Annotated in this window: 20 protein-coding genes and 1 pseudogene; 12 read left to right on the top strand and 9 right to left on the bottom strand. The window is 71.3% G+C overall.

The annotated features are described in order from the left end of the window. The first annotated feature begins 913 nt into the window (after window positions 1-913). Window positions 914-1,432 carry a SixA phosphatase family protein gene (locus tag ACYUD3_RS16120; protein WP_470969904.1) on the top strand — a complete coding sequence of 173 codons (519 nt, stop codon included), beginning with the start codon at window positions 914-916 and terminating at the stop codon, window positions 1,430-1,432. A 141-nt stretch (window positions 1,433-1,573) separates the two neighbouring features. Here ACYUD3_RS16120 and serB read toward each other — a convergent pair whose 3' ends face one another. Then, window positions 1,574-2,788, bottom strand: a complete 1,215-nt coding sequence (serB, locus tag ACYUD3_RS16115; protein WP_470969901.1) for a phosphoserine phosphatase SerB — start codon at window positions 2,786-2,788, stop codon at window positions 1,574-1,576. Window positions 2,789-3,140: 352 nt separating this feature from the next. Between serB and ACYUD3_RS16110 the strand changes: the two genes are divergently transcribed. Next, window positions 3,141-3,314, top strand: a complete 174-nt coding sequence (locus ACYUD3_RS16110; RefSeq protein WP_470970987.1) for a hypothetical protein — start codon at window positions 3,141-3,143, stop codon at window positions 3,312-3,314. A 472-nt stretch (window positions 3,315-3,786) separates the two neighbouring features. On the opposite strand, the pseudogene ACYUD3_RS16105 reads toward ACYUD3_RS16110, so the two are convergent. After that, a pseudogene (locus ACYUD3_RS16105) lies at window positions 3,787-5,259 on the bottom strand (streptophobe family protein); the annotation flags it as partial. A 299-nt stretch (window positions 5,260-5,558) separates the two neighbouring features. Here ACYUD3_RS16105 and ACYUD3_RS16100 point away from each other — a divergent pair. After that, window positions 5,559-8,048: an FHA domain-containing protein gene (locus ACYUD3_RS16100; RefSeq protein ID WP_470969898.1), complete on the top strand. Its 2,490-nt coding sequence runs from the start codon at window positions 5,559-5,561 to the stop codon at window positions 8,046-8,048. Window positions 8,049-8,164: 116 nt separating this feature from the next. Here ACYUD3_RS16100 and ACYUD3_RS16095 read toward each other — a convergent pair whose 3' ends face one another. The 3 genes from ACYUD3_RS16095 to ACYUD3_RS16085 all read right to left on the bottom strand — a co-directional run bounded on the left by ACYUD3_RS16095 (window position 8,165) and on the right by ACYUD3_RS16085 (window position 11,056). Next, window positions 8,165-8,881, bottom strand: a complete 717-nt coding sequence (locus ACYUD3_RS16095; RefSeq protein ID WP_470969895.1) for a transglycosylase SLT domain-containing protein — start codon at window positions 8,879-8,881, stop codon at window positions 8,165-8,167. A 358-nt stretch (window positions 8,882-9,239) separates the two neighbouring features. Next, window positions 9,240-10,277 carry an S-adenosylmethionine:tRNA ribosyltransferase-isomerase gene (locus tag ACYUD3_RS16090; RefSeq protein WP_470969893.1) on the bottom strand — a complete coding sequence of 346 codons (1,038 nt, stop codon included), beginning with the start codon at window positions 10,275-10,277 and terminating at the stop codon, window positions 9,240-9,242. Window positions 10,278-10,351: 74 nt separating this feature from the next. Continuing rightward, on the bottom strand, window positions 10,352-11,056 hold the full coding sequence (locus ACYUD3_RS16085; RefSeq protein WP_470969890.1) for an SDR family NAD(P)-dependent oxidoreductase: 705 nt from the start codon (window positions 11,054-11,056) through the stop codon (window positions 10,352-10,354). Window positions 11,057-11,289: 233 nt separating this feature from the next. Here ACYUD3_RS16085 and ACYUD3_RS16080 point away from each other — a divergent pair, with 233 nt between their 5' ends. The 4 genes from ACYUD3_RS16080 to ACYUD3_RS16065 all read left to right on the top strand — a co-directional run bounded on the left by ACYUD3_RS16080 (window position 11,290) and on the right by ACYUD3_RS16065 (window position 13,934). Then, window positions 11,290-12,438 (top strand): GAF domain-containing sensor histidine kinase, encoded by a 1,149-nt coding sequence (locus tag ACYUD3_RS16080; protein ID WP_470969887.1) that lies wholly within the window; start codon window positions 11,290-11,292, stop codon window positions 12,436-12,438. Then, a complete protein-coding gene (locus tag ACYUD3_RS16075; RefSeq protein WP_470969884.1) occupies window positions 12,431-13,072 on the top strand; it encodes a response regulator in 642 nt (213 codons plus the stop codon). Before ACYUD3_RS16080 ends, ACYUD3_RS16075 begins: the two co-directional genes overlap by 8 nt. A 172-nt stretch (window positions 13,073-13,244) precedes the next feature. Beyond that, entirely contained in the window at window positions 13,245-13,496 is a 252-nt protein-coding gene (locus tag ACYUD3_RS16070; protein WP_470969881.1) for a chaplin, read from the top strand. Between the two features lie 198 nt (window positions 13,497-13,694). After that, window positions 13,695-13,934, top strand: coding sequence for a chaplin (locus ACYUD3_RS16065; RefSeq protein WP_470969879.1), 240 nt, complete (start codon window positions 13,695-13,697; stop codon window positions 13,932-13,934). Between the two features lie 140 nt (window positions 13,935-14,074). Here the strand turns inward: ACYUD3_RS16065 and ACYUD3_RS16060 are convergent, their stop codons facing one another. Further along, window positions 14,075-14,863, bottom strand: coding sequence for a hypothetical protein (locus ACYUD3_RS16060; RefSeq protein ID WP_470969876.1), 789 nt, complete (start codon window positions 14,861-14,863; stop codon window positions 14,075-14,077). 159 nt (window positions 14,864-15,022) lie between these two features. Here ACYUD3_RS16060 and ACYUD3_RS16055 point away from each other — a divergent pair, with 159 nt between their 5' ends. The 3 genes from ACYUD3_RS16055 (at window position 15,023) to ACYUD3_RS16045 (ending at window position 17,446) form a co-directional block, all read left to right on the top strand. Continuing rightward, window positions 15,023-15,820, top strand: a complete 798-nt coding sequence (locus tag ACYUD3_RS16055; protein WP_470969873.1) for an ABC transporter ATP-binding protein — start codon at window positions 15,023-15,025, stop codon at window positions 15,818-15,820. Between the two features lie 51 nt (window positions 15,821-15,871). Then, window positions 15,872-16,300, top strand: a complete 429-nt coding sequence (locus tag ACYUD3_RS16050) for an NfeD family protein (protein ID WP_470969870.1) — start codon at window positions 15,872-15,874, stop codon at window positions 16,298-16,300. A gap of 165 nt (window positions 16,301-16,465) precedes the next feature. Next, window positions 16,466-17,446: an SPFH domain-containing protein gene (locus ACYUD3_RS16045; RefSeq protein WP_470969867.1), complete on the top strand. Its 981-nt coding sequence runs from the start codon at window positions 16,466-16,468 to the stop codon at window positions 17,444-17,446. A gap of 60 nt (window positions 17,447-17,506) precedes the next feature. On the opposite strand, the gene ACYUD3_RS16040 is transcribed toward ACYUD3_RS16045, so the two are convergent. From ACYUD3_RS16040 to ACYUD3_RS16030, 3 genes are all read right to left on the bottom strand, one after another. Beyond that, window positions 17,507-18,013: an HNH endonuclease gene (locus ACYUD3_RS16040; RefSeq protein ID WP_470969864.1), complete on the bottom strand. Its 507-nt coding sequence runs from the start codon at window positions 18,011-18,013 to the stop codon at window positions 17,507-17,509. Window positions 18,014-18,163: 150 nt separating this feature from the next. Continuing rightward, window positions 18,164-18,697 carry a YbhB/YbcL family Raf kinase inhibitor-like protein gene (locus ACYUD3_RS16035; protein WP_470969861.1) on the bottom strand — a complete coding sequence of 178 codons (534 nt, stop codon included), beginning with the start codon at window positions 18,695-18,697 and terminating at the stop codon, window positions 18,164-18,166. A gap of 42 nt (window positions 18,698-18,739) precedes the next feature. Then, window positions 18,740-19,522 carry a sporulation protein gene (locus tag ACYUD3_RS16030; protein ID WP_470969858.1) on the bottom strand — a complete coding sequence of 261 codons (783 nt, stop codon included), beginning with the start codon at window positions 19,520-19,522 and terminating at the stop codon, window positions 18,740-18,742. Window positions 19,523-19,621: 99 nt separating this feature from the next. On the opposite strand from ACYUD3_RS16030, the gene ACYUD3_RS16025 reads away from it, so the two are divergent. Both ACYUD3_RS16025 and ACYUD3_RS16020 read left to right on the top strand, forming a co-directional pair. Beyond that, window positions 19,622-20,263, top strand: a complete 642-nt coding sequence (locus tag ACYUD3_RS16025; protein ID WP_470969855.1) for a DNA-3-methyladenine glycosylase — start codon at window positions 19,622-19,624, stop codon at window positions 20,261-20,263. A gap of 47 nt (window positions 20,264-20,310) precedes the next feature. Beyond that, window positions 20,311-20,590: hypothetical protein (locus ACYUD3_RS16020; RefSeq protein WP_470969852.1), on the top strand; the 280-nt coding region annotated here is incomplete at its 3' end.

The raw sequence follows: 20,590 nt of genomic DNA, 5'->3' as shown, positions 1-20,590 counted from the left end.
AGCCGCTGAGCCGCTGAGCCGCTGAGCCGCTGAGCCGCTGAGCCGCTGAGCCGCTGAGCCGCTGAGCCGCCCTGCTCGTCCCCGGTCCTGACCCGTTGCCCCGACTCACTGCCCTCCCACCGCACCCCGACTCGGCCCTTGCTTCTGGACCCGGCTTGCTGGCTCGCCCCCTGTCGACCCGTTGTCCTGGCCCCTGCTCCCCTGGACTCGCTGCCCTGCCCCTGCCCCTGGCCCCGCCCGCTGCCCCGACTCGCCAGTCAGCCCGGTCCCCGACTCACTGCCCTGCCCTCCTACCCCACACCGACTCGGCCTTGGCCTCCGAACCCCGGCTTGCCAGCTCGTCCCCGGCCGCTGCACCCTGCTGCCGAGCTGCCGAGCTGCCGAGCTGCCGAGCTGCCGAGCTGCCGAGCTGCCGAGCTGCCCGGCTTACCCTGACTCCGGCCCCCGACTCGTTGTCCTAGCCCCCTGGCCCCTCGGCTCGCTGCCCCGCTCCCGGCTCGCCGCCCGCTTGCCTCCTGCCCCGGCCCGGCACGGCTTTGGCCTCCGGACCTCAGCTTGCTGGCTCTCCCCGATCCGCCGCTCCAATGCCCAGTCCCTTGCCCCATCGCTCCGACCCCCAGCTCCCTGCTCGCCACCCCACCCCGACTCGCCGTCCCACCCCACCCCCGCCCCGCTACTCCGCCGCCCAGCCCCTTGCCCCGGCGTCACCCCGCCCTGACCCGCCACTCCTCCGCCCCCAGCCCCCTGCCCTGTTCCCCAGCCCCTGGCTCCCGGCCCCCAGCGCGCCACCCCACCCCGCCCCACTACCTCCCCCCACCCCCACCCGCCGGCTCACACCACCCCCACCCCACCACCCCCACCCCCCTCCCAACTCTCTGCGCCAGCTGGCCTGTTTCATGCGAAGCTGGGAGTCATGAGCGCCGCAGAACCTCGCAAGATCGTCCTTCTCCGTCACGCGAAGGCCGACTGGAACGACGAGTCGGACCATGAGCGCCCCCTCGCGGAGCGCGGCAGGAAAGACGCGCCCGCCGCAGGCCGCTGGCTGGCCGGCAGCGGGATCAGCCCCGACCTCGCCCTGTGCTCCACGGCGACCCGCACCCGCGAGACATGGAAGCTCGCCGTGCCGGAACTCCCGGAACGGCCGAAGACCGTCTACGACGAGCGCGTCTACGAGGCATCCCTGGGCGAGCTGATCGCGGTGCTCAACGAGACGCCGGACGATGTGCACGACCTGATCCTGATCGGCCACAACCCCGGGATCCACGCCCTCGCCGACGCCCTCGCGGGAGAGGCCGAAGGCGACCTCCTCGCCCGGATGAACCGCAGCGGATACCCCACCTCCGGCATCGCCGTCCTCACCTTCGAGGGCTCCTGGAAAGCAGTGGAGCACGGCGTGGCCAAGCTGGTCGCCTTCTGGGCACCGCACGCCTAACGAGAACACCCCGGTGACGAACGGCCACGGCTGACACGTGTGACCGGCGATACCGACCGGCGACACCGACCGAGCGAAGGGCCCGGCACCGCACAAGCCGGCGCCGGGCCCCTCATCGTCGTACGCGGCATCACGCCACAGCTACTCCTCGTCGTGGGTGTCCGCCGCCTCGACCTCTTCGCGGGTGATGCCCAGCAGGTAGAGGACGGTGTCGAGGAAGGGGACGTTCACGGCGGTGTGCGCGGCCTCGCGGACCACCGGCTTGGCGTTGAAGGCGACGCCCAGGCCGGCCGCGTTCAGCATGTCCAGGTCGTTCGCGCCGTCCCCGATCGCCACGGTCTGCTCCAGCGGCACCCCCGCCTCGGCCGCGAACCGGCGCAGCAACCGGGCCTTGCCCGCGCGGTCGACGATCTCCCCGGTGACCCGCCCGGTCAGCTTCCCGTCGACGATCTCCAGCGTGTTGGCCTGCGCGAAGTCCAGCCCGAGCCGCTCCTTGAGGTCATCGGTGACCTGCGTGAACCCGCCCGAGACGACGCCCACCTGGAAACCGAGCCGCTTCAGCGTACGGATCAGCGTGCGCGCGCCAGGCGTCAGCCGGACCTCCGCGCGGACCGCCTCCACGACCGCCGCGTCGAGCCCCTTCAGCAGCGCGACCCGCGCGTGCAGCGACTGCTCGAAGTCCAGCTCGCCCCGCATCGCCGCCGCCGTCACCTCGGCGACCTGCGCCTCGCAGCCGGCGTGCGCCGCGAAGAGTTCGATCACCTCGTCCTGGATCAGCGTCGAGTCGACGTCCATCACGATCAGCCGCTGGGCCCGCCGGTGCAGCCCCGCCGCGACGACCGCGACGTCCACCCCGAGCGCCGCCGCGTCCGTGACCAGCGCGGTGCGCAGCGGTTCGGTCTCGACGCCGGACACCGCGAACTCCACCGCCGTGACCGGGTACTTCGCGAGCCGGAAGATACGGTCGATGTTGCCGCCGGCCTTCGTGATCCGCGCGGCGATCGCGGCCGTGGCCTCGGCGGTCAGCGGGTGCCCGAGCACCGTGACCAGCGAGCGGCCCATGCCACGCGGACGGTTGTCGCCGAGCCCGGAGATGATCTCGGCCTGCATCTTCATCGACTCGGCCCAGCTGTGGACGGTCGACCGCAGCTCCCCCTCAAGACCGCGCGGCGGCTCGCTCACCAGCGCGCACAGCACCATCCGGCCCCGCGTGACGACCTGCTCGATGTCGACGACGTCGACGGAGTAGGCGGCCAGCGTGTCGAAGAGGCCGGCCGTGATGCCCGGCCGGTCCTTGCCGAAGATCTTGACGAGGAGGGTGGGGAGGTCCGAGGACGGGGTCTGCGTAGCACTCATGGTGCGCCCACCGTATCCGGCACCCCCCGCCCCCCGCCGGTCAGGTCCGGCCTGCGGACACGGAACAGTACATGTCCGGGAGATGACGAACGGCTGACAGCTTGTGCCGTTCTGCCAGGTGCCAGGTGCCAGGTGCCAGGTGCCAGGTGCCAGGTGCCAGGTGCCAGGTGCCAGGTGCCAGGTGGGAGGTGGGAGGTGGGAGGTGGGGGTGAGGGGCGCCAGGCGGGGCGTCCGGCGGCCGGTCCGCTACAGCGACGGCCCCTCAAGAGCGGCTAGCCCGGAGGAGGCGACCCTGGCCGAGGGGGCTGGCCGGGCCGGGGTGGCTGACTAGGCCTAGGGGGCTGACCCGGAGGTGGCGGCCCCGGAGGCGGCGGCGACCCCGGAGGTGGCGGCGACTCCGGAGGTGGTGGCGGCCCTGACGGAGGCGGAGGCCCCGGAGATGGCGGCGGTCCCGGCGGAGGCGGCGGCCCCGACGTACGAGGTGGCCTTGACGGACGCGGAGGCACTCGCCGCCCGTCACGCCTGACCTCCATAGGCCGGGTCTCCTCGTCCTCCCACGCCCCGAGCCGCTCCGCCTCCTCCCGACCCCCGCCCCCCTCCTGAACCCCATGCCCTTCCTGAACCCCCCACCCCTCCGCCCCCGCCCCCAACTTGTCGACACCCTCCAAACCCCCGCCGCCCCGACCCCACCCCTCCCCTTCCGTTTCCCGCGCCCCACCGCCACCCTCCGCCCACCCCGGCCCCCGCAGATACGGATTGGTCCCCGGATCAGGCGCCCGATAAGAGGGCCGAGGCGCATACGGCCCAGCCGCCCCCGCGTACGCCCCACCCCCGAAACCCACACCATCGCCCGACCCCGACCCCGACCCCGACCCCGATCCCGACCTCGACCCCGACCCCGCACCGCCACCCGCTCCCGCCCCGCCGACGCGGCCCCCCTCGCCACCGCCCGAGCCCGCACTGCCGCTCAAACCCGACCCTGACCCCGACCCCGCACCGCCACTCGACCCCGGCCTCGCCCCCGCCCCGCCGACGCGGCCCCCCGCACCGCCACCCGCCCCCAACCCGCCGCCAACACCACTCCCCGCACCACCCCCCACCTCAGAACCCACTCCGCTTCGCCCCCACCCATCAGCAACCCCACCCCCCACAGCCCCCTCAACCCCCCGCCCCCCAACCCCACTCACCCAAACCAACAACCCCCCCAACCCCCCAGCCACCACCCCCCACCCCACCCCCAACACCACCGCAACCCCCCACTCCCCCCGCAACTCCAGCCCAGCCCCCACCGCATCAACCCCCAACACCGACAACCCCGCATCCACAGAAACCCCCACCACCCCCACCACCACCGGCAACACACCCCCGACCCCCGCCCCCAACCACACCGCACAACCCCAGACGAAAGAACCGGCCCCCCGCCCCCGCACCGGAGTCCGAACCGCCGCCAACACCCCCGCGAACACCAGCATCAACACCGCCGCGACCCCCAACAACCACACCCGCCCGTCCAGTTCGGCCAGCCGAGGCAACGTCACCGAGTCACGCCGCCCGGAGACGAGCAACTGATCGACCGGAGACGGTAAGAAGTGCGTGAGTATCCCGCTCGCCTTCCCGTCGTACGGGACGAAGAGCCCGACCGCGACGCCGAGCCAGGCACCGTTGGGCGCGCCGAGGAGAGCGGCGCCGTAGATACGGCCGGGGCGGTCGTCACCGATCGAGGCGTACACGGCCGCCGCCCAGCCCGCCGCGACGGCGACGAGGAGGACGGTGACGACGGCCGAGACGACCGGCCGCACCGCGCGATCCAGCACCCCCCAACTCGGCGGAAGCGGGGTGCGGCGGGACGCGAGCAGCGCGATGAGCAGCACACTCACGCACCAGACCAGCCCCCCGAGCAGCGTCGGCCCCGCGTCGACGGTGAACCCCACGGCCGCCTTCGCCCCGATCAGATCACCGAGCCGGCCGGGCAGCAGACCCCCCACGTCCCCGACCCCCGGAACCACCAGCCCTCCGGAGCCCAGCGAACCCCCGTCGAGCGTGACGACGTCGTGCCCGGCCCAGACCAGACCCCCCGTCATCGCCACGAACAGCCCGGTCACCACCCCTGCCCGCGCGAGCAGTTCACCGGCGGAAGGCGCAACTCCGCTTGTGCGCAGGGATCGTAAGAAGAACCAGGACAAAAGGAGCGCACCGGCCAGGCTGACGCCGAGTGGCGTGATATCGACGGCCGCGCCCGCCGCCTTCCCCGTCAATCCGAACACCGACACATCACCCGAGGGCGAGACCGACCCACCCGCCCCGAGCGCCACCACAGCCGCCGTCAACGGCCCGAGCGACCCGGCGGAATCGGCCCCCAGCAGATGCAGCCCCAGCGCCGCGACACCCGCCATCCCGATCAACGCCCAGCTCACAGCGGCGATCGCGGACAACAGCACCTCACCCCACGGCGTCCGCCCCACGTCTTTCATCAGACCCCCCGATCCGACCGCACGGCCCGCCCACCACTCTCCGGCCCGGCCCCCACCCCGTCAACGCCGCCCACGGGGGCGCGTGGAGGACTTCTTCACAACCCCCGAACAACCCCCGACCAAGCCCTGAACAACCCCGGCCGACCCCACCCGCGCCCCCGGTAAACCTCCGACCGTCCGCCAGTCGGCTCGACTTTCGGTCAGAGGGCCGCTCCTGAAATAGTTCCCCCCGATGTTCGACATCCCTAGACTCCCTCTGTCGAGGGGCAATTTCGGGGGACAACTCAGTGGGGCATGGAGTGCCTGAACTCGTACTGCAAACCAACGGACGCACCTGGACACTTGATCCGTCCAGGTCCTACACGCTCGGCCGCGACCCGCAGGGGGACGTCGTGTTCGACGACGCCAGGGTCTCCTGGCGGCACGCCACGGTCAGTTTCGACGGCCGCGGCTGGATCATCGAGGACCACGGCAGCACCAACGGCATGTACGCCCACGGCCGCCGCGTCCAGCAACTGGAACTCGCCCCCGGCACGGCGATCCACCTCGGCAACGCGACCGACGGCCCGCGCCTGGACCTGACGGCGCCCCAACTGGCCGTGACACCCCAACAAGCGACACCCCAACAAGCGACACCTCAGCAGGCCGCACCCCAGCAACAGCCGTACGCCGCCCCTCAATACCAGCAGCCCGCACCGCAACAGCCGTACGCCGCCCACATCCCGCCCCAGACCCCCGGCGTCGGCGCGGGGGCGCCGCCGGTGCACGGCGACCGCAGCCCCACCACCTTCCACCACTTCTCCCTCGGCCGCGTCATGCGCATCGGCCGCGCGCTGGAGAACGAGCTGGTCGTCTCCGACCTCCAGGTCTCCCGCAACCACGCCGAGTTCCACGCGACCCCCGACGGCCGCATGGAGATCCGCGACCTCGGCTCGCACAACGGCACGTACGTCAACGGCCAGCCGATACCCAAGGGCGGCACGCGGCTGCTCGGCCCGGCGGACGTCGTCGGCGTCGGCCACTCGACGTTCCGGATCGTCGGCAACCAGCTCGAGGAGTTCGTCGACACCGGCGAGATCTCCTTCTCCGCCCGCCACCTGACCGTCACGGTCGACGGCGGCAAGCAGATCCTGAAGGACGTCTCCTTCGGCGTCCCGGAGAAGTCCCTGATCGCGGTCATCGGCCCGTCCGGGTCGGGCAAGTCGACGCTGCTCAAGGCGCTGACCGGCTACCGCCCGGCGGACCAGGGCGAGGTCCTGTACGACAACAGGAACCTCTACAAGCAGTTCGCGGAGCTGCGTCAGCGCATCGGCCTGGTCCCGCAGGACGACATCCTGCACAAGGAACTGACCGTCAAGAAGGCCCTCAAGTACGCGGCCAAGCTGCGCTTCCCGGCCGACACCACGGCCGCCGAGCGCGAGTCTCGCATCGACGAGGTGCTGCGCGAGCTGAAGCTCGACATCCACAAGGACAAGAAGGTCACGTCCCTGTCCGGCGGCCAGCGCAAGCGCGTCTCGGTCGCCCTGGAACTGCTGACCAAGCCGTCGCTGATCTTCCTGGACGAGCCGACCTCGGGCCTCGACCCGGGCATGGACCGCGACGTGATGCAGCTGCTGCGGGGCCTGGCCGACGACGGCCGCACGGTCCTCGTCGTCACCCACTCCGTCGCCGAACTCGCCCTGTGCGACAAGCTGCTGGTGATGGCCCCGGGCGGCTCGGTCGCCTACTTCGGCCCGCCCGAGGAGGCGCTGAACTTCTTCGGCTACGACACCTGGGCCGACGTCTTCTCGGCCTTCGAGAACTACCGCGACTACGACTGGGCGGGCCGCTGGAAGGGCTCGCAGCACTACCAGATGTACGCCGCCGACCTCGACGCCGTCGCCCCGCAGGCCGTACAGGTCCCGCCGATGCAGGCGATGAAGCCGCCGAAGCCGCAGGGCTGGTTCGGGCAGTTCACCACGCTGGTGCGGCGCTACACCTCGGTGATCATCTCCGACAAGGGCTTCCTCGCCCTGATGGTGATCCTCCCGGCCGTCCTCGGCGCGGTCAGCCTGCTGATCGACTCCGACAAGGGGCTGCTGCCGAACCCGCCGCGCGCCAACGGCACGATCATCCCCAACGGCACCGCGACGACCGTCCTGCTCATCCTCGCCGTCGGCGCCTGCTTCGCGGGCGCGGCCAACTCGGTCCGTGAGCTGATCAAGGAACGCGTCATCTACGAGCGCGAGCGCGCGACCGGGCTGTCGCGCTCGGCGTACCTGATGTCGAAGGTGTTCGTGCTCGGCCTGATCACCGTCCTGCAAGGGCTGCTGGTCGGCGTCATCGGCTTCGCCAGCCGTGAGCTGCCGTCCGAGGGGCTCGTCCTGGGCGGCGCGGTGCTGGTCGAGCTGTCGCTGCCGATCATGGCGCTGGGCTTCACGTCGATGATGTTCGGCCTGATCATCTCCGCGCTGGTGAAGACCGCCGAGAAGACCATGCCGCTGCTGGTGATGTTCGCGATCATCCAGGTCGTCTTCACCGGCTGCCTCTTCACCCTGCACGGCTCGGTCGGCGTCAACGAGTTCTCGTACCTGATGCCGTCGCGCTGGGCCGTCGCCGCCGCGGGCGCCACGCTGGACTTCAACAAGGTCAGCCCGCCCTCCGACGGCGGCTCCACCGACCCCCTGTGGGACCACACGGCCGGCGCCTGGAGCCTGGACATGATCGCCCTCATCGCCCTGGGCGTCCTGTGCGGCTTCTTCGTCTCCCGCTTCCTGCGCCGCCACGAGCCGGAGGTCATGCGCAAGTAGCAGCGTGCCGGTACGACGCCGAAGGGCGGCCCCTGATCGAACAGGGGCCGCCCTTGAGCGTTTTTGTCGCTTACGTGCGCCTAGTGCTGCCGTCGATCAGCAACGGTCACCGGCGATCAGTACGCGCTGTTGACGTTGTCGATCGAGCCGTACCGGTTGGCCGCGTAGTTGGCGGCGGCGGTGATGTTGGCGACCGGGTCGTAGATGTTCGACGAGGTACCGGAGACGTGGTACGCGTTGAACGTCGGCTGGATCACCTGGAGCAGGCCCTTGGACGGGATGCCCATGGCGGCGTTGCTGTCCCAGTTGTTGATCGCCCAGGGGTTGCCGGAGGACTCGCGGATGATGTTGCGGTACAGGCCGTTGTAGGAGCCCGGGATGCCCTTGCGGGACATGATGTCCAGGGCCTCGCGGATCCAGCCGTCCAGGTTGTCCGAGTACGTCTTGGCGGCGATCTGCTTGATCTCGGTGCGCTGCGAGGAGCGGCTCGCGGTCTGCTCGGCGGCGCGGCTCGCGGCGGCCTTCTTCGCGGCGGCGGCGTTCGCGGCGGCGGCCTTCTGGGCGTCCGCGGCCTTCTTCAGGTCGGCTGCCTTCTTGTCGGCGGCCTGCTTCTTCGCGTCGATCGCCTGGATCTTCGCGCTGGCCCCGGCGAGCTGGTCGGTGACGCTCGCCTTGACGTCCTTCAGCTGCTCGGAGCTGTAGGCGACCTGGGCGGGGGCGGCGGCTTCGCGGGTGGTGGTCTGCGCGTCGGCCGGCACGACCGAGAAGGCGAGGGCGGCGGCACCGAGGGCGCCGGCACCGGCTATCGCGATCTTGTGCGTGTTCTTGGGCATGGCGGATTGACCTCTTCGAATAGCGCGGAGGTCGCTCGGATGTCCGACGGCGGACGCTTGAGTGCTGGGCGCGAGCGGTGGGGACCGGCCTCGCGGTACGAACGCCGCCGGGGGAACCCGGGGCGCTGAGCGACGAGAGCCATTCTTAGCGGCAGCAAAAAGGCCAGGCAAAGGTGTGACCTACGATCCCCGGTAGGAGACCCAGGAACGGCAAAACGGGACAGACTGCACAGTCTGTCCCGCTCACGCCGCCCGAGTTCACCTCCTATTCACCCTCGTAGGTGATCTGCGCCCTATGCTCGGGCTCACACGCCGACCGGCCCGATGTCACCGATCGTTGCTGGAGCAACCCTCACCGTCACGCTTCGGCGGGCATCAGCAGATGCACGTCCCCGAACTCGTGCCACAGATACCGCCCGGCCACCGCCGCCGCGTACCCCCGCTCCACGGCCGCCCGCCCCGCCACCGCCTCCAGCATCAGCAGATGCGACGCCTCAGGCTCGTGCAGCCCCGTCAGCAGCCCGTCCACGGCCCGCACGCCCCGCTCGGGCGTCACCACCAGCTCCGTCCACCCCTGGGCGCCCCGCACCACCCCGTCGTCCCCACAGGCCGACTCCAGCGCCCGCACGGCCGTCGTCCCCACGGCGACGACCCGCCCGTCCCCGGCCCGCACCGCGTTCACCAGCCGCGCGGACGACTCCGGCACCGAGAACCGCTCCGGGTACGGCGGCTCGTGCGCCTCCGCCGACGCCACCCCCGTATGCAGCGTCACCGGCGCGAACCGCACCCCACGGCTGACCAGCTCCGCCACCACCCGCCCCGTGAACGGCCGCGCGGCGCTCGGCATCTCCGCGCTCCCCGCACCGTCCCCGGACGGCAGCGCGAACACGGTCTGATAAGCGGACAGCGGCTGATCGCACTCCGTATAGGAGTACCGAATGGGCCGCCCGTACTCCCGCAGCACCCCAAGGACGTCCCCTTCCACCGGCCGCGCCCACCGCAGCCGCTCGCCGATCCCGCCGTCCAGCACCAGCCGCGCCTCCCCGGGAAGCCGCACCTCCGTCCCGGCGGCCAGCGCACCGCGCCCCCACGCGCGCGTAGTGCCCCGCCCGTCCGGCTCCCGCAGCTCCACCGCCCACCGCCCGTCGTCCCCGCGCGTGGAGAAGTGCACCACCACGCGCGCGTGCCCCACCTTCCCGTTCACGGCGGCGGCCAGCGTCGGCGACGTGTTGACGACCAGCAGATCCCCGGGCCGCAGCAGACAGGGCAGCTCCCGGAACCGGTGATGCGCGACGTCCGTCCCCCGCGACACCAGCAGCCGTACGTCGTCCCGGCGCAGCCCCCGGCCCCGGCGCTCGACCGGCACCCGCGCGGACAGCTCTTCGGGGACCTCCACGCGCGCACGCGCGGGCCGATCAGAACGCGTGAGCCGATCAGAAGGGGGCGCACCCGGAATCCCCGTACCCCCTCTCATCGCCGCCCCTCCTCCACCAGCAGCCCCGGCGCCCCGTACCGCCCGCTCGCCGGCCGCTCCTCGATCAGCCGCAGGAACGCCGGCACCACCGCGTCCGGCGCAGGACGGGGCGCGTCGTCGTCCGGGACGGCGGCGGCGTACAGGTCCGTCGCCATGTCCCCGGGGTCCACCGCCCACACCCGCAGCGACGGCTCCTCCACCGCGAGGACGGCCGCCAGCTGGTCCAGGGCCGCCTTGGAGGCGCCGTAGCCGCCCCAGGCCGGGTACGCCTCGGCCGCCGCGTCCGAGGACACCGCGAGCACCGCGCCCGCGCCGGAGGCCCGCAGCAGCGGCAGCGCCTCCTGGACCAGGCCCAGCGCGGCCACCACGTTCACCTCCAGCGCCCGCCGCAGCCCCTCCAGCGGCAGCCCGGCCAGGGGGACCAGCGGCTCGGCGCCCAGCGCGCTCGCGCTGCTCACGACCAGATCGCAGCCGCCCAGCGTCCGCGCGGCGGCCACCAGCCGCGCCCGGTGCCCGGGGTCCGTGACATCGCCCGGCAGCGCCTCCACCCGCGTCCCGTGCGCCCCGACCGCCGCCGCGCTCTCCGCGAGCACCTCGGGCGTGCGCGCGTCCAGCACCAGATCCCACCCCCGCGCCGCCAGCGCCTCGGCGAGCGCACGCCCGAGCCCCTTCGAGGCCCCCGTGATGATCCCGACCGGCATGATCCGTCCCCTCGTCCGGCGCCGCTCCCCGGCGCTCGCCCCCACCGTAGGAACGCACCCGCCCCGCCCACCTCGGGCGCGGGGCCGGGAACCCCGGGTCCCTTCGGCGTACGCCCGCGAACCCGGGCCCCACGGCCTAGGCCACAGGGCCCGGGGACCTAGGCCCACCGCCCGAGCGCCGGGCCACCAGTGGTCGGATACGGACTGTCACACCCCGCCGGTACCGTGAGGACATGAACCGAGGTCCAGGGTCCGGGCTCGCCGCCGTCAGCGCGGCGCTGCTCGCGATGAGCAGGCAGATGGAGGTCCGCGACGTCCTCAAGACGATCGTCGCCTCCGCCCGCGAACTGCTCGGCGCGCGCTACGCCGCCCTCGGCGTGCCCGACGACCACGGAGGCTTCGCCCAGTTCGTCGTCGACGGCGTCAGCGACGAGGAATGGAAAGCCATCGGCCCCCTGCCCCGGCAGCACGGCATCCTGGCGGCGATGCTCCACGAGGCGCGCCCCCAGCGCCTGGGCGACGTCCGCAAGGACCCCCGCTTCGAGGGCTGGCCCGACGCCCACCCCGACATGTCCGACTTCCTGGGCCTGCCCATCCGCGACGGCGACGAGATCATGGGCGCGCTGTTCCTGGCCGACAAGGACGGCCCCGGCAAGCCGGAAGGGCACTGCGGCTTCACCCAGGACGACGAGGACCTCCTCGCGATCCTCGCCCAGCACGCGGCGATCGCCCTCACCAACGCCCGCCTCTACGAACGCAGCCGCGAACTCACCATCGCCGAGGAACGCTCCCGGCTGGCGCACGAACTGCACGACGCCGTCAGCCAGAAGCTGTTCTCCCTGCGCCTGACCGCCCAGGCCGCCGCCGCCCTCGTCGACCGCGACCCCTCCCGCGCGAAGGGCGAACTCCACCAGGTCGCCGCCCTCGCCGCCGAGGCCGCCGACGAACTGCGCGCCGCCGTCGTCGAACTGCGCCCCGCCGCCCTCGACGAGGACGGCCTCGTCGCCACCCTGCGCACCCAGACCCACGTCCTCGACCGCGCCCACTCCGCGCACGTGACGTTCACCGCCCACGGCGTGCGCGCCCTCCCCGCCGCCCAGGAGGAAGCCCTGCTGCGCGTCGCGCAGGAAGCCCTGCACAACGCGCTGCGCCACTCCGGAGCGGGCCGGGTCGAGGTCACCCTGGAGCGGCGCGGCCCCGGAGCCGTCCTCAAGGTCACCGACGACGGCGCCGGCTTCGACCCCGACGCCATACGCCGCGCGGGCCGCCACCTCGGCCTGGTCTCCATGCGGGACCGCGCCAGCGGCGTCGGCGGCGTCCTCACCGTGCAATCGGCGCCCGGCAAGGGCACCGTCGTCGAGATGGAGGTCCCCGGTGGCTGACCCGATCAAGGTGCTGCTCGTCGACGACCACCAGGTCGTCCGCCGGGGGCTGCGCACGTTCCTGGAAGTGCAGGACGACATCGAGGTCGTCGGCGAGGCCGCCGACGGCGCCGAAGGAGTCGCCCGCGCGGAGGAGCTGCGCCCGGACGTCGTCCTCATGGACGTCAAGATGCCCGGCATGGACGGCGTCGAGGCCCTGCGCAAGCTCCGCGAACTCGCCAACCCCGCGCGCGTGCTGATCGTCACGAGCTTCACCGAGCAGCGCACCGTCGTACCCGCCCTGCGCGCGGGCGCCGCCGGTTACGTCTACAAGGACATCGACCCCGACGCCCTCGCCGGCGCCATCCGGTCCGTGCACGCCGGGCACATCCTGCTCCAGCCCGAGGTGGCCGGCGCGCTGCTCGCCCAGGACGAGTCGGGCGGCGGCCAGGGCAGGGGCGGTTCGCTCACCGAGCGGGAGCGCGAGGTCCTCGGGCTGATAGCGGACGGCCGCTCCAACCGGGAGATCGCCCGCGCGCTGGTCCTCTCCGAGAAGACGGTCAAGACCCACGTCTCGAACATCCTCATGAAGCTCGACCTGGCGGACCGCACCCAGGCCGCGCTGTGGGCCGTGCGGCACGGGGTCGCGGGGTGAAAAGCGCTGGCCAGGGATAGGAAGAGCGGACAAGCGGAGGGATCAGTTCCAGTCCGAGATTCATACTGTCGTGGGAATGTCACCCACACGGCGCACCCTTCCCGCGCCCCCGCCGTTCTTCATGCGTACCCACGGTGACCGCCGTGGCGAACCATGAAGGAAGGCAGCAGAAGTGAACAAGCTGAAGAAGGCGGCGGCCGTGACGATGGTGGCCGGCGCCGCCCTGGCCGCCGGCGCGGGCCTGGCCGCCGCCCACGACGGCCCCGGCGCCCTCGCCCTCGGCGAGGCCCACGACTCCCCGGGCGTCGTCTCCGGCAACACCATCCAGGTCCCGGTGCACGTCCCCGTCAACGCCGTCGGCAACAGCGTCAACGTCATCGGCCTGCTCAACCCGGCCTTCGGCAACCTCGGCGTCAACCGCTGACCTGCCGCGATACCGGGGGAACCGCGGTATCCGGACGGTTCGTACGAGAGTCGGGTCCGTTCATCATTCCGTCGCTCCAATGATCCGAACGGGCGCAATCGCGACCGGCTCCCGTACCGTTCATGACCGCTCCCGCGTTGATCAGCGCACGACCCGCGGCCGGGTCGGTTTACGTATCACGCAGGAGGAACGCTTCTCATGAACATCGCCAAGAAGGCCGCCGTAGCCGTCACCGTCGCCGGTATCGCCGCCGGTGCCTCTGCCGGCGCCGCCATGGCCTCGTCCGGTGCCGAGGGTGCGGCCGTCAAGTCCCCGGGCGCCGTCTCCGGTAACACCATCCAGGTCCCGGTGCACGTCCCGGTCAACGTCGTCGGCGACTCCATCAACGTCATCGGCCTGCTGAACCCGGCCTTCGGCAACAACGGCGTCAACAGCTGACCCATCGGCTGAACGTCATCTGAGGGGGCTGGGCTTCACTGTCGAAGCCCAGCCCCTTCCGCGTTCACCGAAGCCGAGCCGAAGCCCGGCAGCAGCCGCAGCCCCTCGGCAGCCCCAACCCCCGCCCCGCACAACCGACTTCACCGCACCCCCCGCTCCACCCCCTCCACATACGCGTTGTACGCCGCCACCAGCGCCCGCCGGGCCGTCCGCTCCACCGGACGCAGCGCCTCCCCCCGCGCCGCGATCTCCGAAGCGCTCACCGCGCCCCCGTGCCCGTTCTCCACCGCGAGCGACACCAACAGCCCCACCCGCTGCGCCAGTTCCAGCACCCGCACCGCCCGCGGCGGATACCCCGGCGCCAGCAACTCCCTGCCCCGCTCGGCCCGCGCGCGGTACGCGTCGATCGCCGCCTCCGCCACCGGCCCGGACCCGGCGACGTCCAGCCGCGACAGCACCGCCGTCGCCTCCCGCAGCGCCTCCGCCAACTCCCGCTCCGCCTCGCCCAGTGACGGCACATCGGCCGGGGGAGCCTCCCGCACCGGCAGACAGCGCCAGACCACCTCCACGTGCACATCACCGGCGGGCCCCGCCTCGGACACCGAGGGCACGAGACCCAGCGCGGCCCCGTGACAGACCACCGCCTCCTGAGCCTCCAGCGCCGCCGCGTTGAACTCCGGCGGCCCGCTCAGCCCCAGCGGATGCCCCGGCGCCGGCAGCGCCACCCGCAGCCCGGACACCCCGAGCGACCTCAACCTCCCCAGCGCCAGGGTGAGTCCGACCGGGCCGCCCTCCCCGGGCAGCCCCACCACCCGGTGCACGGCGTCCTCCCCGACAACGGCGAGGACGGCGTCGTCCGGCGAGACAAGTCCGGCCAACAGGGCATTTCCCCAAGCGGCGAGGCGACCAGAGCGCGGTTCGAAAAGCATGCCCCCAGCCTAAGGACCGGACCGATGGAACGGGCCGCCCGGCCGGTGGCGTAGATTTTCCCGATAGGGGGCCGCGCCCACCCGCGCGTGGCCGCCGCCGTGCCACAGGCACCCGCGACGACCGAGACCGGCCACACAGCAAGGGGAGACAACGCGCTCATGAGCGATGTTCTGGAGCTTCAGGACGTATCGGTGGTCCGCGAGGGCCGGTCGCTGGTGGACCAGGTCTCCTGGTCGGTCAAGGAAGGCGAGCGCTGGGTCATCCTCGGCCCGAACGGCGCCGGCAAGACCACGCTCCTCAACCTCGCCTCCAGCTACCTCTACCCCAGCACCGGCACGGCCGCCATCCTCGGCGAGACCCTCGGCAGGCCCGGCACCGACGTCTTCGAACTGCGCCCCCGCATCGGCGTCGCCGGCGTCGCCATGTCCGACAAGCTCCCCAAGCGCCAGACCGTCCTGGAGACCGTCCTCACCGCCGCCTACGGCATGACCGCCGGCTGGCAGGAGGAGTACGAGGACATCGACGAACTGCGCGCCCGCGCCTTCCTCGACCGCCTCGGCATGAGCGACTACCTGGAGCGCCGCTTCGGCACCCTCTCCGAGGGCGAGCGCAAGCGCACCCTCATCGCCCGCGCCCTCATGACCGACCCCGAGCTCCTCCTCCTCGACGAACCCGCCGCGGGCCTCGACCTCGGCGGCCGCGAGGACCTCGTACGCCGCCTCGGCCGGCTCGCCCGCGACCCCATCGCGCCCTCCATGATCATGGTCACCCACCATGTCGAGGAGATCGCCCCCGGCTTCACCCACGTCCTCATGATCCGCCAGGGCAAGGTCCTCGCCGCCGGACCCATCGAGCTGGAGCTCACCTCCCGCAACCTCTCCCACTGCTTCGGCCTCCCCCTCGTCGTCGAACAGGTCGGCGACCGCTGGACCGCCCAGGGACTCCCGCTCTCCTGAGGCCCCTTCGCGCCCTGTCCGAGGCAGGCCCCCCGGACCTACCATGACCATGTGAACATCGACGCGTGGGTGTGGTGGCTCGTCGGCGCGGCAGCGCTCGGAATCCCCCTGGTGATGACGGCGATGCCCGAGTTCGGCATGTTCGCGGTCGGCGCGGTCGCCGCCGCCGTCGCCTCAGGACTCGGCTTCGGAGCCGTCGTCCAGGTCCTCGTCTTCGTCGTCGTCTCGGTGGCCCTCATCGCCGTCGTCCGCCCCATCGCCAACCGGCACGCCAAGGGGCGGCCCGGGATCGCCACCGGCATCGACGCGCTCAAAGGCAGACAAGCCGTCGTCCTGGAACGCGTCGACCGCTCCGGCGGCCGGATCAAACTCGCCGGGGAGATCTGGTCCGCCCGCGCCCTCGACAACGACCGCGCCTACGAACCCGGCCAGGAGGTGGATGTCGTGGACATCGAGGGAGCTACGGCGATCGTCCTGTGACCGTCCGTCCCACTGTGTCCAACTGAGCCGAACAAGCTGCGAGTTGTGTGCGGGTCTGACAGACTCGACCAGCAAGATCTTCTATGGCCATAAGATCGTCACAGCAGATCGGCAGCCAGAGGATCGTCCCGAATTGCCGAGGCGGAGAAGGGTACGGGGAACACGATGGAACCGGTCATCATCGTCCTGATCATTCTGGTGGTGTTGGTCTTCATCGCCCTGATCAAGACCATCCAGGTCATCCCACAGGCGAGCGCGTCGATCGTCGAGCGCTTCGGCCGCTACACGCGCACACTCAACGCGGGCCTCAACATCGTCGTCCCGTTCATCGACACCATCCGCAACCGCATCGACCTGCGTGAACAGGTCGTCCCCTTCCCGCCGCAGCCGGTGATCACCCAGGACAACCTGGTCGTCAACATCGACACCGTCATCTACTACCAGGTGACCGACGCCCGCGCGGCGACGTACGAGGTGGCCTCCTACATCCAGGCCATCGAGCAGCTCACCGTCACCACGCTCCGCAACATCATCGGCGGCATGGACCTGGAGCGGACCCTTACCTCCCGCGAGGAGATCAACGCGGCCCTGCGCGGCGTCCTCGACGAGGCCACCGGCAAGTGGGGCATCCGCGTCAACCGCGTCGAGCTGAAGGCGATCGAGCCGCCGACCTCCATCCAGGACTCGATGGAGAAGCAGATGCGCGCCGACCGTGACAAGCGCGCGGCGATCCTCACCGCCGAAGGCACCCGGCAGGCGGCGATCCTGACCGCCGAGGGTGAGAAGCAGTCCCAGATCCTGCGCGCCGAAGGTGAGGCCAAGGCGGCGGCCCTGAAGGCGGAGGGCGAGGCCCAGGCGGTCCGCACGGTCTTCGAGGCCATCCACGCCGGCGACCCCGACCAGAAGCTCCTCAGCTACCAGTACCTCCAGATGCTCCCCAAGATCGCCGAGGGCGACGCCAACAAGCTCTGGATCGTCCCCAGCGAGATCGGCGACGCCCTGAAGGGCCTCTCCGGCGCGATGGGCAACTTCGGCGGCGGCTTCATGGGCGGCGGCAACGGAGGCAACGGCGGCGGCAACGGCGGCGACGGAAAGAGCAGCCTGGAGAAGCAGCCGGAACGCCGCGAGAAGCCCCAACTCGACTGAGCGCCTTGCGGATACGACGACGGCGCTGACCTCCTGAGAGGTCAGCGCCGTCAGTCTGTGTCAGGCGGCGTCCCGGGACAGCCAGTCCGGCAGCGCCTCGAAGTCCTCCGCCCCCAGCGCCAGCAGCATCGCGTCCGCCGGACTCGGCTCGAACGGCACCTTCAGCAATGGCATCCCCGCCTGCTCCGGAGTCCGGTCCGCCTTGCGGTGGTTGTCCTCCGCGCACGAGGCCACCGTGTTCAGCCAGGTGTCCTGACCCCCGTGCGACCGGGGCACCACATGGTCGACCGTCGTCGCCCGCCGCCCGCAGTACGCGCACCGGTGCCGGTCCCGCACCAGCACCCCCCGCCGCGACCACGGCGCTCGTCTTCGGAACGGCACCCGGACGTACCGGCACAGCCGGATCACCCGGGGCGCGGGTATGTCCACATCGGCACCCCGCATCCGCAGCTCGGGATGGGCCTGCTCGACGACCGCCTTGTCCTGGAGAACCAGGACGACGGCCCGGTTCAACGTCACCGTAGACAGCGGCTCGAAGCTCGCGTTCAGCACCAGCGTGTCCCGCATCCAGCCCACCTCCCGTGCGCACCTGCCCGCTACCCGGCGGGCGTGGATCAACTCTGGACGGGCACGCCGAGATGGACAACGCAATAAAAAATGCCCGCCCCTGATCACTTCCAAGACCAGAGACGGGCAAACGTCGAATGAACCCTTGGCTTACGCCGGCACCTCGTACTCACCGACCAGCTGCGCCCGCGCGATCGCGTGGAAACGCAGATTGAACCCGACATAAGCGGGCGTCGCACCGGAGTCGAGCCCCAGCGACTCCTTGTCGACCGCGTACACCGTGAAGACATACCGGTGCGGCCCGTCCCCGGGCGGCGGCGCGGCCCCGCCGAAGTCCTGCGACCCGTAGTCGTTGCGCGCCTGCACGGCACCCGCGGGCAGCCCCGCGAAATCACCGGTCCCGGCCCCGGCCGGCAGCTCGGTCACCGACGCCGGGATGTCGAACAGCACCCAGTGCCAAAACCCGCTCCCCGTCGGCGCGTCCGGGTCGTAGCACGTGACGGCGAAACTCTTCGTCCCCGCCGGAAACCCCTCCCACCGCAGCTGCGGCGAGGTGTTCCCCTCGGCATAGACCTGCGCCCCCTTGAGCACCCCGCCTTCCTTGACGTCATCACTCGTCACCGAGAACGCCGGCACGGGCGGATGGAAGTCATGGGGGAGAGGCCGCCGCTTGAGCTCGGACACCTCGGTACCTCCTGAATCGGCAGACACTTGAGAAGGCAGAGCCTAGAACCAGCTGCGCCTGCTGCCGACCTCGGACAGCCACTGGTTGAGATATGCCGCCCAGTCGGTCGCGTGGAAGTCGTGCAGCCCCATCTGGAAGGAGCGGAACGTGTCGCTGCCCTCGCTGAACAGGCCCGGCTTCTTGTCCATCTCCAGGACGACGTCCATGCCGTAGCCGTCCGCGACGAAGCTCAACTCCACCTGGTTCAGCCCGTGATACTGCTGCGGCGGGTAGAACTCCAGCTCCTGGTAGAACGGCAGCTGCTGCCGCGTCCCCCGGATGTGCCCCTTCTCCATGTCGGCGCTCTTGAACCGGAAGCCCAGCTGCCCGAACGCGTCCAGGATCGCCTGCTGCGCCGGCAGCGGATGCACGTTGATCGGGTCCAGGTCACTGGAGTCCACCGCCCGCGCGATCGCCAGCTCCGTCGTCACCCCGATGTGCATCCCGCGCAGCGGCTGGCCGCCGATCGAGGTGACCGGCGTCTCCCAGGGGATATCGAGCCCGAACGGCACCGCGTGCACCGCCCCGGCCTGCAACTCGAAGGCCCCGCCCAGGCTGACCTTCGTGAACTCGACGTTCTGCTTGTACTCCGCGTCCTGCCCCTCGACCTCGACCTGGGCCTGCAACCCGACGGACAGCCCCTCGATGCTCTGGTTCACGGACCCGCCCAGAATCCGCACCTCACCCTGCACGACCCCGCCCGGAACGACATTGACCTCCGTCAACACCGTCTCGACCGAAGCCCCGCCGGCCCCCAGACTCGCGAGCAGCTTCTTGAACGCCATGACTCTCCCTCGTTGACGACCATCAGGCCCTTGCCCCCTCAAACGCGTTCAGGCCACGACCGGTTCCGCGTCCCCGCCCCTGCACTACGCTCGACGGCCATGATCGCGACCCCCGACCGTACGCCCGTCCCCAGGCCCTTCTTCGACCGCCCCGTACTGGAGGTCGCCCCCGACCTCCTGGGCCGCCTCCTGGTCCGCACGACCCCGGACGGCCCGATCACCCTGCGCATCACAGAGGTGGAGGCCTACGACGGCGAGAACGACCCGGGTTCCCACGCCTTCCGCGGCCGCACCCCCCGCAACGCGGTGATGTTCGGCGAACCCGGCCATGTGTACGTCTACTTCACCTACGGCATGTGGCACTGCATGAACCTCGTCTGCGGCCCCGAGGGCGACGCGAGCGCCGTCCTCCTGCGCGCCGGCGAGATCGTCGAGGGCGCCGAACTGGCCCGCAAACGTCGACTCTCGGCCCGCAATGACAAAGAACTGGCCAAAGGCCCGGCCCGCCTGGCGACGGCCCTGGACGTCGACAGATCCCTGGACGGCACCGACGCCTGCACCCCGAACCCCACCCCACTCCGCGTCCTCATGGGTACGACGACCCCGTCGACCCAGGTCAGCAGCGGTCCGCGGACCGGGGTCTCCGGGGACGGCGCGGTCCACCCCTGGCGCTTCTGGATCACGGACGACCCGACGGTGAGCCCCTATCGGGCCCATGCCCCCCGCCGCCGCCGAAGTTGACTCGTCCGGGGGAGCTGCGTAACGTAGTCCGAGCCGCTGAGCCGGGTATGGCATTCGCCAGCAAACCGGAAGCGGCCAAACCACTACTTACGATCTCCCTCGGCGGGAGCGAAATCGGCATGTCCGCATGCCCGAATTCGAACTCGCAGAGACCCGATTATGAGTCGCCGGGAGAATCCGCTAACGTAGTGAATGTCGAAAGGCCGACGAGCGAAAGCGAGAAAGCCCTGAGACATGCCAATCCGCTCCGGCGGAACGGCACCGAGGAAATCGGATCGGAAAAAGATCTGATAGAGTCGGAAACGCAAGAACGAAGGGAAGCCCGGA

The sequence above is a fragment of the Streptomyces sp. AMJ-169 genome (assembly GCF_055597585.1).
The sequence above is the reverse complement of the archived record's forward strand: the minus strand, read 5'-3'. Positions and strand labels throughout refer to the sequence as shown.

What these genes read in the sequence shown, in the direction of transcription:
- ACYUD3_RS16120 (WP_470969904.1), top strand. Translation starts at nt 914, where the DNA reads ATGAGCGCCGCAGAACCTCGCAAGATCGTCCTTCTCCGTCACGCGAAG.
- serB (WP_470969901.1), bottom strand. Translation starts at nt 2,788, where the DNA reads ATGAGTGCTACGCAGACCCCGTCCTCGGACCTCCCCACCCTCCTCGTC.
- ACYUD3_RS16095 (WP_470969895.1), bottom strand. Translation starts at nt 8,881, where the DNA reads ATGCCCAAGAACACGCACAAGATCGCGATAGCCGGTGCCGGCGCCCTC.
- ACYUD3_RS16085 (WP_470969890.1), bottom strand. Translation starts at nt 11,056, where the DNA reads ATGCCGGTCGGGATCATCACGGGGGCCTCGAAGGGGCTCGGGCGTGCG.
- ACYUD3_RS16080 (WP_470969887.1), top strand. Translation starts at nt 11,290, where the DNA reads ATGAACCGAGGTCCAGGGTCCGGGCTCGCCGCCGTCAGCGCGGCGCTG.
- ACYUD3_RS16065 (WP_470969879.1), top strand. Translation starts at nt 13,695, where the DNA reads ATGAACATCGCCAAGAAGGCCGCCGTAGCCGTCACCGTCGCCGGTATC.
- ACYUD3_RS16060 (WP_470969876.1), bottom strand. Translation starts at nt 14,863, where the DNA reads ATGCTTTTCGAACCGCGCTCTGGTCGCCTCGCCGCTTGGGGAAATGCC.
- ACYUD3_RS16055 (WP_470969873.1), top strand. Translation starts at nt 15,023, where the DNA reads ATGAGCGATGTTCTGGAGCTTCAGGACGTATCGGTGGTCCGCGAGGGC.
- ACYUD3_RS16045 (WP_470969867.1), top strand. Translation starts at nt 16,466, where the DNA reads ATGGAACCGGTCATCATCGTCCTGATCATTCTGGTGGTGTTGGTCTTC.
- ACYUD3_RS16040 (WP_470969864.1), bottom strand. Translation starts at nt 18,013, where the DNA reads ATGCGGGACACGCTGGTGCTGAACGCGAGCTTCGAGCCGCTGTCTACG.
- ACYUD3_RS16030 (WP_470969858.1), bottom strand. Translation starts at nt 19,522, where the DNA reads ATGGCGTTCAAGAAGCTGCTCGCGAGTCTGGGGGCCGGCGGGGCTTCG.
- ACYUD3_RS16025 (WP_470969855.1), top strand. Translation starts at nt 19,622, where the DNA reads ATGATCGCGACCCCCGACCGTACGCCCGTCCCCAGGCCCTTCTTCGAC.